Genomic DNA, 11,908 nt, shown 5'->3' on the forward strand with positions numbered 1-11,908 from the left:
GTATTGAAGAATATGCTATAATTCATTATATGAAAGAAACTCAACAGATTAAATCTATGTTTGACAGGATTGTGCGCAGATATGATTTTCTCAATCATCTGCTTTCCTTTGGACAAGACTTTTTCTGGAGAAAAAAAATGGCAGAACAAGCAATAAATGACAGTACACCAATTGTTTTAGACCTTGCCACAGGAACCGGAGATTCTGCCACAGCATTATTAAAAAGCGGGGCAAGAGTTGTCGGTGTTGATATAAGTTTTGAAATGTTAAGGGCTGGAAATAAAAAAATTAAAAAAAACATTAAAAATGCTATTTTTTCTCCAATTGTTGCCTCTGGCTATAAACTTCCTTTCAGAAATGAGTGCTTTGATGCTGTGACCTGTGCTTTTGGTATAAGAAACATGCATGACACAGAGTCTGCAATGAAGGAGATTTACAGAGTTATGAAAAAAGGGGGCAAAATTGTTATACTTGAGTTTTCCCTTCCAGAAGGATTTTTTAGAAACCTCTATCTTTTGTACTTAAAAAAAATTGTTCCATTTATTGCATCTTTTTTTTCAGTTCGTTCTGCTTATGAATATCTTGGCTCATCAATTGATGGATTTTATAAGCCCCATGAATTTATAAAACTTCTTGAAAATTGCGGCTTTAGTAATATAAAAACTATTTCATTAAGTTTCGGTTGCGTATACATCTATGTGGGAAAGAAAAATTAATTATGATAAAATAAATTATGTTTTCAGAGGAAAAGAAAGCGCTTAAAAAAATTACTGCCAGGCTCAAAAAAGCACTTGGACATGAGCTCATATCAGTTACAGCCTTTGGTTCAATGGTAAGGGGTGATTTCAATGAAGGAGCAAAAACAACGTTTTCCCTTCATTTTATTAAGCCAGGAATTCTATCTGCAGAAATGTTGAAAATTTTCAATCAGCTTCTTTTATTGAGAAAAGATAAACTAAACTATGATTCCCTATCCAAACATAAGTCCTGAAATTGTAAAAATAGGTCCTCTTTCAATCCGATGGTATGGACTGATGTATCTTATCGGTTTTATATGCTCCTATCTCATTGTAAGAAGGGAAATTAAAAAAAGAGGTTTCAGGGTTGAAAAGGACTTTCTTGAGAATCTATATTTTTACCTGATATTAGGGCTTCTTTTAGGTGCACGGCTTGGATATGTGATATTTTATAATCTTCACTACTACATTGAACATCCTCTCAATATTTTTGCAATCTGGCAAGGTGGAATGTCTTTTCATGGTGGAGTTATTGGTGTCATAGTTTCAGCATGGCTTTTTACAAGGGCGAAAAAGTTTGACTTTTTCACACTCACTGATATGCTCGTTCTTACTGCACCAATTGGGCTCGGACTTGGCAGAATCGGTAACTTCATTAATGGAGAACTCTTTGGAAGAATAACTGATGTTCCCTGGGCTATGATTTTCCCTGAAGGAGGACCTCTTCCAAGACATCCAAGTCAGCTTTATGAAGCTGCACTGGAGGGTGTTGTTCTTTTTGTAAGTCTCTGGTTTTTAAAGGATAAATTTAACCGCTCTGGTATTGTTTCATCGTTATTTTTAATTCTTTATGGAGTTTTTCGCTTTTTTGTAGAGTTTTTCCGAGAGCCAGACCCTCAGATTGGATACATTCTCGGCATATTCACAATGGGACAGGTTTTATGCAGTATTATGATATTAGCAGGTCTGGGTTTATTCCTTTACAGGGTTAGAAAATGATTGAGTTTACAGATGAGTTAATCAAAAAGCTCAATGAATTGAAAAAACAAACCTTTTTTGATTTGCTTGAACTTGCTGGCAGAGTCTTTATCATTGTTGATTATGATGAAAGCGTGGTAATAGGTAAAAGAGGATTTCTTCCTGAGGAAAAGGAAAGAGGCCTTGTTCTGGTCTTTAACAGTAGAATGAAATTCAGCTGGGAAAATGATGCAATTACTGCCACGCTTGTATTTGGTAGCACACCTGAGAAATGCTACATACCTGTAAATGCTATTGCTGTAGTTTTCTCCCCTGATCTGAGAGTTCAGCTTTCAGTGCCTGTAGTGAGAAAAATCAACAAAGAAGAACAAATAAAAGAGTCTTCTAAGCAGAGCGACATGCAAGATAAAGGAAAAGTTGTAGATATTACAAAATTGAGGAAGAAAAAATGAGCACAGAAAAATATCTGAAAGAGCTTTTAATTCAGCAACTTAAACAAAGGCTGGGCAGAATTCAACAGGAATTAGAGCCGGTAACAGAGACTCCACCAGATTTAAAAATTATAAGCTATGGAATGGTTATCGGATATATTGATATCATCACAGAAAAAGAAATAAGTGCTGATAGAATAGCTAAATGGAAGGAATTGCTTTCAAAGGGGAACAAAATGATTATTATTGTTCCAAAGGAAGAAAAGCTAAAAATAACAGAGACTCTATGGAAAGAAGGGCTCGCTGAGAAAGTAAGCATCGGCATATATGAAATAAATCTATTTCTGCCTTGACATGAAGTCTTCCAGACAAAGTTTGTGAATTTCCTCTGTAACAAAACTTCCTCTTATCATTTTGCCCTCCACCATGTAAATAACCATCTCAGCTATATTTGTGGCATGGTCTGCAATTCTTTCAAGGTATTTAGCAATAAACATTCTTTTTAAAGCGAGAGAAATAATATCTGGATTTTTAATCATAAGACCAATTAATTCATTATGATTTGTTTTTAAAAGCTCATCAACCTGATCATCTCTTTTTATCACATCATAGCACAAATCTACATCTTCCTTAACAAAGGCATCTATTGCATCCTCAACCATGCTTTCTGCAATTTCAGCCATTTTTGGAATATTTACAAAAGGTTTTAAAAAAGGCTCCTGTGCGAGCTCTATTGCTCTTTCAGCTATGTTGACTGCAAAATCTCCCATTCGCTCAAGATCTGTGCTTATTTTCATAGCAGTGGTGATAAATCTTAAATCCTTTGCCATTGGTTGTCTCAATGCAATAAGCTTTATGCAATCTTCATTTATCTCAACTTCAAGTCCATTAATTAGATTGTCCCTTGAAATAACCTGTTTTGCAAGGTCAATCTCTCTATCAATCAATGCCTTAACCGATTTTCTAATTCCTTCCTCAACAAGGCAACCAAGTATAAGTATTTTTTCCTTCAATTTTCTTAACTCATTATCCAAAATTCCCATCTATACCTCCTTATGGTAGTAACTTAAAGCATTTTAACAATTTTTGCCCCTTAAATGGTAGGTCTTTAACAAAAATTTAATATTGCTGTAACTTTGTTTTAACATAACCTGTGATATTATCTAAATAAGGCAACTGAGAATGCCCGGAATGGCAAAAAAAGGACATTGTCCTGAAAAAATCCTGAAAAGGAGGTATTTCTATGAGGTATTTATTTTTTGTTTGTGCTGTTGTGTTGATGTTTACTGTCACGCTCGCGCATTCTGCTGAGATGATCAATGGAGCAGGAGCTACTTTCCCTTATCCACTTTATTCAAGCTGGGCAGCAGATTATCACAGAGTAACAGGAATTAAAATTAACTATCAGTCAATTGGCTCTGGTGGAGGAATCAGACAGATTACAGAGAGAACAGTGCATTTCGGTGCCTCTGATATGGCACTTAAACCTGAGGAGCTTGAAAAATCTAAACTTCTTCAATTTCCTGCTGTAATCGGTGGTGTTGTTCCTATTGTTAATATGCCGGGAATTCCGTCTAACACATTGGTTCTTGATGGAACCACCATGTGTGAAATATTTCTTGGTGAGATTAAGCAATGGAATGATCCAAAAATTAAAGCCCTCAATCCAAATCTAAATCTTCCAGCAAAACCAATCACAGTGGTTCATCGCTCTGATGGTTCTGGAACAACTGCCATATTCACACACTATCTAAGTGAAGTATGTAAAAAATGGGAAAACTCTGTCGGCTACGGAACTTCTGTAAACTGGAAAACAGGACTTGGTGGTAAAGGTAATGAAGGAGTTGCTAACTATGTGAAAAGAACTCCTTATTCCATTGGATATGTAGAGTTTGCATATGCAAAACAAAATAAACTTTCTACAGTAAAACTTAAAAATAAAGCAGGACAGGTCGTTGCTCCTGTTTTTGAAAGCTTTGCTGAAGCTGCAGCTACCGCAGATCTTAATCCAAAAAAACATTTTTATACTTGGATAACAAATGCACCTGGTAAAAAAGCCTGGCCCATAACTGGAGCAACCTATATTCTTCTTGCAAGAGAAAAAACAGATGTAAATAAGTCCGTCATAAAATTCTTTGATTGGGCTTTCCAAAATGGTGATAGCACTGCTAAAAAACTTGATTATGTTCCTTTACCTAAGTCTGTTAAAGACAATATAAGAGCATACTGGAAAACATATATAAAGTAAACTTAGCATTTCTTAAGCCCGAAGAGAATTTCTTCGGGCTATCTTTTTTTATCTGTTAAGCCAATTTTCTTGAAAATATTTATCATATCCTGTAAAGCAATCTGCCCAGGAGCAGAGGATAAGTTTAAGCTCGCATAAGTAATCAATGAGCCAAAAAATGGGAATAATATACGAGTAATCTTTCCATTTTCACCCATCCCTATAACAATCACTTTGTCATTTTTATGCCTTAATAAAAAAAATGTGAGTGTTTCTACATCCTCTTTTGTATTAATCATCGTTGCAATTTTTATAATGTCTCCATTAAGTTTTTTTCCTATTTCAAAAATCCCCTCAAGTTCATGCTCTGAAGGAGTTAAATCAAATCTATGATATGAAAGAATCAATTTTATATTATTCTGTTTGCTTAGTTGCCTTAAAGCTTTTGCTTCCTCAGCAAAAATTTCTATATCAAAAAAATCACAGTATGGCATAACCTTTTCGTAAATATTTAATCTATTATCAAATTTCTTTTTACCGCCTTCCTCTGGAGCTCTTACAGTGCAAAGTAATGGTACCCCAAATTTTTCTTTTGCAATGGCAAAAATCTCTTCAACTCTGTCAATGTTTTCAAACATATCAACTCTAAGCTCAATCAGGTCTACCTCTTTCAATAAATTTTTATTTAGAGATAAAACATCTCGGTCATTCAATACAACTGCTATAGCTGGAGTTTTCATATCCATATTGAAACTTTAAACATTTAATACAAAAAAATTCAATTGCATACACCACAACACCACCCAGTTCGGAAGAAGCCTGTAGGTAGCTCTAATAACCTGAGTAGCATACAATCTACTGTGCTAAGGCAGACAGGGCTTAAAAACAATCGCTTCTCAACTCTGCCTAACAATGATGGAATGTAAAAGCTCTTTTAACTCTTCTGTCCATGTAACGGGAAGCATAGCCATTGTTTACAAGATGATAAAGCCCTACAAGGCCAGCATTAATCACCTTTAGCGTCACCTCAACAATTGTCCTCGTAGATGTAGGAACAGAAAACTCATCAATTGCAATCTTCAAATGCTCCTGATTCTGAGCCCACTTTTCAAGTTTATAAAGAAAATTCTGATTACCTTCTCCATATACCCAGCTTGTTCTAAAGATAAGATATTCTTCACAAACCTTTGTCTTATTTGATTAACAATCTTTTTTTATAATACTGGTTTTAGTATCATCAATTCTTTTGTTGGTCTCGTCAATACGTTTGTTCGTTTCATAAATCATTTTTCTGAGTTCTTTAATTTCGTTTTCCATGCTGTTTTGTCTTGCAATAAGAGATTCTAAAGCCGCATAATTCACCTGTAACAAATACTCTGAATTCTGAATTCCTAGACCTTTCTGAGTAATTGTAGGATTTTCAAGGATGTGCTCAATAATTCAAATTATTATTTAATCAGTTCAGGAAAAAGAGTCAGAGATTCCTTGCACCATCGAGGTGCTCGGAATAAGAAAAAAATTACTTAACTGCTTGAAATCACATAAAAAAGTAAAAATTTAAAAAGCTTTAAATCGTTGACGAAGGACCTCATAAAGAAGCACAGTAGCAGCCATAGCAACATTCAGACTCTCTGTTTTCCCTTTATGAGGGATTCTACAGTTTATATGGCTTATTTTTCTTAGCTCCTCACTTACTCCATGAGATTCATTTCCAAAAGCAACTGCTATCGGCTGAGTATAATCCATATCAAAGCAAAGTAGTTTTGCCTTTAAGTCCGTTATTACAAGAGTAAGCCTGCACTGAGCAATGAATTCTTCAGTTTCCCTAACAGAGGCTTTTATCACAGGGATAAAAAATATGCTTCCAGCTGAAGCTCTTAAAACCTTGCCTGACAAAGGATTACACGTTCCAGGTATAATTAAAACAGCATCTGCACCAAGAGCCTCAGAAGCACGAATGATTGTTCCAAGATTTCCAGGATCTTGAACTTTGTCTACAATAGTGATAAGTGTCGGATTTTTAACTTCGTTGAGATTTTTCATTTTAAAGCTTGCCACTGAAAAAATACCCTGTGGCGTAACTGTATCAGAGATTTTCTTTGAGATCTCTTCCGAGATTCCCACAATTTCAAGTTCTTTGTCTTGAAAAAATTTTTCGCCATATTTCTCCATAAATTGCTTTGTAACAAGCACTTTTTCAATCCGAACAAAACAAGACTCTAAAGCTGACTCAATCAGATTTATTCCTTCAATAAAAATTTTTTCATTGGGTTGTTTTTTGATCCTTCTTATTTCTTTGATAAAAGGATTTTCAATGCTTTGAATCCATTTCATTTAGTTAGCTCAATAAATGCTTCAGGAATGCTTTCTATGATATCTCCTGCAATAAGTCCATGATAGCCCTTTGCTCTGGCAGCTATGTCTCCACTTAATCCGTGAAGATAAACACCAAGCACAGATGCATAAAAAGGAGTCAATCCTTGACCAATAAGTGAAGCAATTATGCCTGTAAGAACATCTCCAGACCCTCCTGTTGCCATTCCAGGATTTCCTGTTGTATTTAAATAAACCCAGCCCTGAGGCTCTGCAACCACTGTAGGCACTCCCTTTAAAACAAGCACAACATTTAATTGTTTCGCTACCTTTTGAGCAATATCAATTCTTTGTTTTTCAATTTCCTTTACTGAAATATTTATGAGCCTGCTTAACTCACCTGGATGAGGTGTAAGAACAATCTGAGAAGTAGCTTTTTCCAAAATATTTATAATTCTTCCAAGAACTGTAATTCCGTCAGCATCAATAACTATGGGACAGGGACATTGTTCAATAAGAGCTTTTAAAATAACTTCAATATCCTCATTTACTCCTACTCCAGGACCAAAAGCAACAACATTTGCCCTTTCGTTTATAAAATCAAGAATTTCAGGTAAAGCCTGCTTTGAAAGAGTATTTGTTGTGCATGCAAGTGGAAGAAGCATTTCTTCAAGAACCTTACTTTGAAAAACAACCTTGAGTGCTGCAGGAACTGCCATTGTTACAAGGCCAGAACCTGTCCTTAATGCTGCCTTTGATGTCATTAAAGCTGCTCCTGTTTTCCCTGTAGAGCCTGCAATTACAAGAACATGCCCGTATTTTGTTTTATGGGAATACTTTGGTCTTGGAGGAATAAGTAAGCGAGCAAAAGAGGGTTCAATTGTACAAATCTTTAAATTTTCAGATTCTGTTAATTCCTGTGGAAAGCCTATATCTTCAACAAATAACTCACCTGTGCAGCCTCTGCCAGGAAAAAGGAGATGCCCTCTTTTTGGAAGCCCGAATGTTACTGTTGTGTTTGCTTTTAAAGCAACTCCAAGAACTTCTCCTGTATCTGAAGATACTCCTGATGGAATATCAACAGCCACAATAAATTTTTGAAAAGAATTAAGTTTTTCAATAAATTGAGCAAGTTCACCTTCAATTGCTCTTTTAAGTCCTGTGCCAAATATTGCATCTATAACAACATCTGCACTGAGTATTTCATCATCTTTCGGATAACCTTCAACTACTGGCACTCCAAATTTTTTTGCTATATCAAGCTGGGCTTTGCAATCCTTTGAGAGTTTATCTTCAGAAAAAAGCTGAAAAATTTTTATATTTTTAATTTTATTTTTGAGCAATCTTGCACAGGCAATACCATCACCTCCATTATTTCCAGGTCCTGCAAGAACAATTACATTTTCAGGATTAAATTTAAGAACATGTTTTGAAACAGTTAAAGCAGCTCTTTCCATTAAAACCATTGATGGAATACCATAATGCTCAATTGTTAATCTGTCAATTTCTGCCATTTCAAAAGATGTAACAACTTTCATAAATAAATTATAGCATATCAAATTCCTTTGCAATAAAATGGTTCAAGTGTTCAAAGTTGTTCAAGAATTCAAGGGCTTAAAACTTCTACTAAGAAGAGAAAATGAAGTTTCTATTGGCAATCTCAATTAAAATCTTGAAACAACTGTGAGATTCTTGCTATTATTATAAGTAGCCGAAGTGGTGGAACTGGTAGACACGCACGTTTGAGGGGCGTGTGGGGAAACCCGTGCGGGTTCGAGTCCCGCCTTCGGCATTATTATTCAAGTTCTTCTTTCTCCACTATTATCTCTGATTGTTGAAAAGCCTCTTTTATCTTTTCCTCATATTCTGATTTGGAAATCTGTCCTTCTAAAGCCTCAAGGCTTATCTTTATTGATACATGTTTGAATTTATCTTTAATATATCTGAGAGTTCGCGTAAAGTCTGAAAGCTTCCCTGACGGCACTCTTATTTCAAATCTCATATGAGAAAACAAATCAAGCTGAGAAGGCTTTTTATATCCAGGCTCGTAAGTTATTTCCTCATTTATTGTTTTTTCTACTTTTTCAGTTGTATCTGCTTTATATTTGTTTTCTATCTTTTCCTCACAAATTTCCTTTCTAACTAAAATCTCTCCATCGCAAAGTTCAACTTCGCAGTTCTCTTTAAAATAAGCACATACAGGATTTCCATTATTCAGTCTGCCCATTCCAAAAATACCTTCTCTTACTCCTTTTTTGATAGCTGTTTTAAGAACCTCATCAGATGGTATTCGCATCTCGCCTGGAACCTTAAGAAATGCCTCATATATTTTTTTTGTCTCAACATATTGCCCGCTCTTTAAATATTTATCAAGTAAAAATACTGGTGCAATATTTAATGCAAGCTCTTCATCCTGTCTTAATCTCTCATATACCTCTTTATCAATCGTTCTGCCAGATCCATAGGTACTGATCCCCATATCAATTTCCTTAAAACCTTCTCTTGAAGGCAAATAAACCTTTCTGTATAAATCCCTTAATGCACCTTTTAGTAATTCTTCGGACTTCTTTATTTTTTCCTTTATTTCTCTTTTCTCATTATCGGTAAGCCTTATGTTTTTGTCTTTTTCAATCAACTTCCATGCAAGCATTTTTTTTATTTCATTGTTAAATCTTATTATTTGACTGGAATCCTTAAGGAGAAATATAAGGGTATTTTTATAAATTCTCGGTCTTTCTCCATAGTTTTCAAATATATCATTCAATCCATTCTCTTTGTTAAGAATGATTAGTTTCAACGCTCGAGTATCTGGAATGTCTCTGGAATCTCCAGGCCATATATAGTTTTCAAAGTGATTTCCAAGATGTTCTTCAAGAAGTTCCTTTTCAGTGGAATTTATCTGTTCAGAATTGAGGGTTTCCATTTTATCATGGAGTATCTTATATAAATTCGGCGTATTTGTGAAGAAAAGTCCGTGATCAGAAAGATAAAAAAGATGCTCTTTAAGCTTTTCAACTGTCTCCACCACTATGCTGCTACTTACAGAGGGTTCCGCTGAGGAAAGCTTTATTTCTCCTATTGTAGCACCTCTATCAGGACCTCCGGAAAAAGAATACATAAAAATTGTTGTTGCTACAGAAGTGCCAAAACAGTAAGGTAGATAACTATCACCCATGGCTCTATCTACTCTTTTTGCTCCTGAATTAGGCAATGTTATATCCTGGGCAATTACACTGTCATATTCTGAACCAATATGTTTAATGAGTTCTCTTCTAATTTCTTCATTAGAGAGATTAAAGTCTGCAACTCTGATATATGGTCTTTTTGAATTGATGAGTGAATGAACAACCATTGCAAGAAGTCTTAGCACTCCTCTTGTCCTCTGAAATGTTGGGAAAGAACCCCATCTTTTGTAAAGAACATCAATAACCTCTGGTTGAAAAGGGTAGCTCTTCAGGAATCTATCTCTGTAAAGGGACTTTTCCATGCCTTCAGGTAAAAGCCTTTCCTTTTCAGCATAATCCACAAATTCTTTAACAATCATCCTTGCTTTATCTTCTTCAATCCTTGAAAAAAGTCTTCTACGAATCACATCTGCCACTTCTTCATCACTTACAGGAGTGTAAATTTTTTCAACTCTTCCTGCAATTTGTTTTAAACTTTGAAGGAGTGCTTCTGAAGTCTCATCTGGATAAGGACAGCTTGCTGGAAGACTCATAAAAAGCGCTGTTTTATCGAGACTCTTTACAACATTTGTTAAATTTTGAATAAAAACCAGACTTTGTGTTGCAAGATTGCTGTCTCCAACCTTTTTTGCGAGCGCTGCAGTAAGATAAGAATGCAACTCATCCATTAAAATTAAAACAGGCTCATGCTCTTTCAAAAACTCCTTTAATTTTTCACCTCCGGGTGGCACCTCGCCTTTAAATCTATCAATCTTTCCACTTAACTGTTTTTCCATTTCTTCCCATATAGTACCTTCCTTTACTTCTGATTTGTCACCTGAAAAAACGAAAACCTTTGCTCCCCATTGCTTTGCTTTATGATAAAGATAAATCAATGTGTGAGTTTTGCCACCACCAAAGGGAGTTTGCAACTGTATTACCGAGTCTGAAGGAGCTCCTTTAAGTCTCTTTTCTGCCTCATTAAGAATCTGTTTTAACCCCTGTGTTTCATAAGTTCTTGAAAGAAATATATCTCTGTCTCTGTATTCTTCTGAAGCAGTTCCCTTTGCTACTTCCCAGAGATCAGCAGCATAGGTTTCCATTTTAAATTTACCTTCCTGTATGTCTCTATGGGGTATTGCTACAGTTGAAAATGGTTTCATTCAAACAACCTCCTCTGTTTTTTTATTTCAGTTATCAACCTCTCTTTGCCTGAGAGAAAACCATCAAGAAGTTTTTTCTCTTTGCTTTCAATAGATAGAGTTTCAGAGACTGCCTGGGCAACTCTGTAAAAAGCATCTTTGGCTCCAAAGCCGCTATCAGATAAAACCTTCTTCATTTTCTCTCCATTTCCTTCTTTCCATAATAAGAGCACATAATGAAGCACATCTATTAGTTCATTTGAATCTTCAAGTTCTGCCAAATCTCTTTCATGGGGTCCTAAAACTTTTATGAACTCTTTATCTTTTATTATAAATCCCTTGTTCCACTCTTTTGCTAAATCAATCCCTGTTGACTGGGCAAGTTTTCTTGCTTCATCAAACTCAACTTTTGCCTCACCATATGTCCATCGCCAGAGTAAATAAAATCTTGTAAGTGGAGAAAGTTCCCCAGCAATGCCATTGTGCAAAATTTGTCTAACTGCATAATCCGTTACGATTTCTCGGATAAATTCAAGGAGTTTATCAGCCCTTATGATATTTCCTTCATAATCCATAACCTTCTCATATTTGCCAAATATTTCAATTGCAGAACCTATACCCGCAATAAAGAAGCCTGCTCCAGAGACGCCTTCTTGCCATAATCTCTCAAGTTTTTGATAGATGTGTTTCTTTATCTCATCTTTTACTTTGTTATACCAGCCTATTTCTTGTCTTTTCATCTTGCGGCAAACAAAATAGATTGAAGATGCAAGAGCAGCGGATTCTTTAGCCCTTAGCCTTGCTTTCATCTCCGTATCAATTGGCCATGATGCAGTTGGAACAAGTCCAGAATCCAAAAGCGAGTTTATCAATGTCTCCCAACCAGAGGTAGATTTATGGGTATAAACAATTGTTG

12 protein-coding genes, 1 tRNA gene and 2 pseudogenes are annotated in these 11,908 nt (G+C 35.4%); 7 read left to right on the plus strand and 8 right to left on the minus strand.

The genetic code is table 11. The annotated features are described in order from the left end of the window. From ubiE to ACP5O9_RS08245, 5 genes are all read left to right on the plus strand, one after another. Positions 1–716, plus strand: a 716-nt coding sequence (gene ubiE, locus ACP5O9_RS08225; protein WP_424905152.1) for a bifunctional demethylmenaquinone methyltransferase/2-methoxy-6-polyprenyl-1,4-benzoquinol methylase UbiE, incomplete at its 5' end; no start/stop codon positions are given. A 17-nt stretch (positions 717–733) separates the two neighbouring features. Next, entirely contained in the window at positions 734–991 is a 258-nt protein-coding gene (locus ACP5O9_RS08230; RefSeq protein WP_353686366.1) for a hypothetical protein, read from the plus strand. Beyond that, entirely contained in the window at positions 963–1,736 is a 774-nt protein-coding gene (gene lgt, locus ACP5O9_RS08235; RefSeq protein WP_353686365.1) for a prolipoprotein diacylglyceryl transferase, read from the plus strand. Before ACP5O9_RS08230 ends, lgt begins: the two co-directional genes overlap by 29 nt. Beyond that, positions 1,733–2,167: a hypothetical protein gene (locus ACP5O9_RS08240; RefSeq protein ID WP_353686364.1), complete on the plus strand. Its 435-nt coding sequence runs from the start codon at positions 1,733–1,735 to the stop codon at positions 2,165–2,167. The genes lgt and ACP5O9_RS08240 overlap by 4 nt, the downstream gene beginning before the upstream one ends. Continuing rightward, entirely contained in the window at positions 2,164–2,499 is a 336-nt protein-coding gene (locus ACP5O9_RS08245) for a hypothetical protein (protein ID WP_353686363.1), read from the plus strand. The genes ACP5O9_RS08240 and ACP5O9_RS08245 overlap by 4 nt, the downstream gene beginning before the upstream one ends. Here ACP5O9_RS08245 and phoU read toward each other — a convergent pair. Then, entirely contained in the window at positions 2,485–3,189 is a 705-nt protein-coding gene (phoU, locus tag ACP5O9_RS08250) for a phosphate signaling complex protein PhoU (protein ID WP_428723813.1), read from the minus strand. The two genes, ACP5O9_RS08245 and phoU, sit on opposite strands and share 15 nt — an antisense overlap. A gap of 200 nt (positions 3,190–3,389) precedes the next feature. Here phoU and pstS point away from each other — a divergent pair, with 200 nt between their 5' ends. After that, complete coding sequence (pstS, locus tag ACP5O9_RS08255) at positions 3,390–4,394, plus strand: phosphate ABC transporter substrate-binding protein PstS (RefSeq protein WP_428723814.1); 1,005 nt, start codon at positions 3,390–3,392, stop codon at positions 4,392–4,394. 38 nt (positions 4,395–4,432) lie between these two features. Here the strand turns inward: pstS and aroD are convergent, their stop codons facing one another. The 5 genes and pseudogenes from aroD to ACP5O9_RS08280 all read right to left on the minus strand — a co-directional run bounded on the left by aroD (position 4,433) and on the right by ACP5O9_RS08280 (position 8,224). Next, positions 4,433–5,119, minus strand: a complete 687-nt coding sequence (gene aroD, locus ACP5O9_RS08260; RefSeq protein ID WP_428723815.1) for a type I 3-dehydroquinate dehydratase — start codon at positions 5,117–5,119, stop codon at positions 4,433–4,435. 205 nt (positions 5,120–5,324) lie between these two features. Beyond that, a pseudogene (locus ACP5O9_RS08265) lies at positions 5,325–5,552 on the minus strand (sugar nucleotide-binding protein); the annotation flags it as partial. A 21-nt stretch (positions 5,553–5,573) separates the two neighbouring features. Next, positions 5,574–5,735: a hypothetical protein gene (locus ACP5O9_RS08270; protein ID WP_353686359.1), complete on the minus strand. Its 162-nt coding sequence runs from the start codon at positions 5,733–5,735 to the stop codon at positions 5,574–5,576. Between the two features lie 195 nt (positions 5,736–5,930). Continuing rightward, positions 5,931–6,707 carry a TrmH family RNA methyltransferase gene (locus ACP5O9_RS08275; protein WP_353686358.1) on the minus strand — a complete coding sequence of 259 codons (777 nt, stop codon included), beginning with the start codon at positions 6,705–6,707 and terminating at the stop codon, positions 5,931–5,933. After that, the gene (locus ACP5O9_RS08280) at positions 6,704–8,224 is read right to left on the minus strand and encodes an NAD(P)H-hydrate dehydratase (RefSeq protein ID WP_428723816.1); all 1,521 of its coding nucleotides are present in this window, start codon (positions 8,222–8,224) and stop codon (positions 6,704–6,706) included. The genes ACP5O9_RS08275 and ACP5O9_RS08280 overlap by 4 nt, the downstream gene beginning before the upstream one ends. A gap of 172 nt (positions 8,225–8,396) precedes the next feature. Here ACP5O9_RS08280 and ACP5O9_RS08285 point away from each other — a divergent pair. Next, positions 8,397–8,478: transfer RNA gene (locus tag ACP5O9_RS08285), tRNA-Leu, on the plus strand. Between the two features lie 3 nt (positions 8,479–8,481). Here the strand turns inward: ACP5O9_RS08285 and ACP5O9_RS08290 are convergent. Together ACP5O9_RS08290 and ACP5O9_RS08295 are read right to left on the minus strand one after the other, a co-directional pair. Further along, positions 8,482–11,013, minus strand: a complete 2,532-nt coding sequence (locus ACP5O9_RS08290; protein WP_428723817.1) for a DUF499 domain-containing protein — start codon at positions 11,011–11,013, stop codon at positions 8,482–8,484. After that, positions 11,010–11,908: pseudogene (locus ACP5O9_RS08295) on the minus strand (DUF1156 domain-containing protein); the annotation flags it as partial. The gene ACP5O9_RS08290 and the pseudogene ACP5O9_RS08295, both read right to left, overlap by 4 nt.

It is taken from the genome of Thermodesulfovibrio sp., assembly GCF_049969575.1.
GTDB classification, from domain to species: domain Bacteria; phylum Nitrospirota; class Thermodesulfovibrionia; order Thermodesulfovibrionales; family Thermodesulfovibrionaceae; genus Thermodesulfovibrio; species Thermodesulfovibrio obliviosus.

Coding starts and splice junctions, on each gene's coding strand:
- ACP5O9_RS08230 (WP_353686366.1), top strand. CDS start 734: ATGTTTTCAGAGGAAAAGAAAGCGCTTAAAAAAATTACTGCCAGGCTC.
- lgt (WP_353686365.1), top strand. CDS start 963: ATGATTCCCTATCCAAACATAAGTCCTGAAATTGTAAAAATAGGTCCT.
- ACP5O9_RS08240 (WP_353686364.1), top strand. CDS start 1,733: ATGATTGAGTTTACAGATGAGTTAATCAAAAAGCTCAATGAATTGAAA.
- ACP5O9_RS08245 (WP_353686363.1), top strand. CDS start 2,164: ATGAGCACAGAAAAATATCTGAAAGAGCTTTTAATTCAGCAACTTAAA.
- phoU (WP_428723813.1), bottom strand. CDS start 3,189: ATGGGAATTTTGGATAATGAGTTAAGAAAATTGAAGGAAAAAATACTT.
- pstS (WP_428723814.1), top strand. CDS start 3,390: ATGAGGTATTTATTTTTTGTTTGTGCTGTTGTGTTGATGTTTACTGTC.
- aroD (WP_428723815.1), bottom strand. CDS start 5,119: ATGGATATGAAAACTCCAGCTATAGCAGTTGTATTGAATGACCGAGAT.
- ACP5O9_RS08275 (WP_353686358.1), bottom strand. CDS start 6,707: ATGAAATGGATTCAAAGCATTGAAAATCCTTTTATCAAAGAAATAAGA.
- ACP5O9_RS08280 (WP_428723816.1), bottom strand. CDS start 8,224: ATGAAAGTTGTTACATCTTTTGAAATGGCAGAAATTGACAGATTAACA.
- ACP5O9_RS08290 (WP_428723817.1), bottom strand. CDS start 11,013: ATGAAACCATTTTCAACTGTAGCAATACCCCATAGAGACATACAGGAA.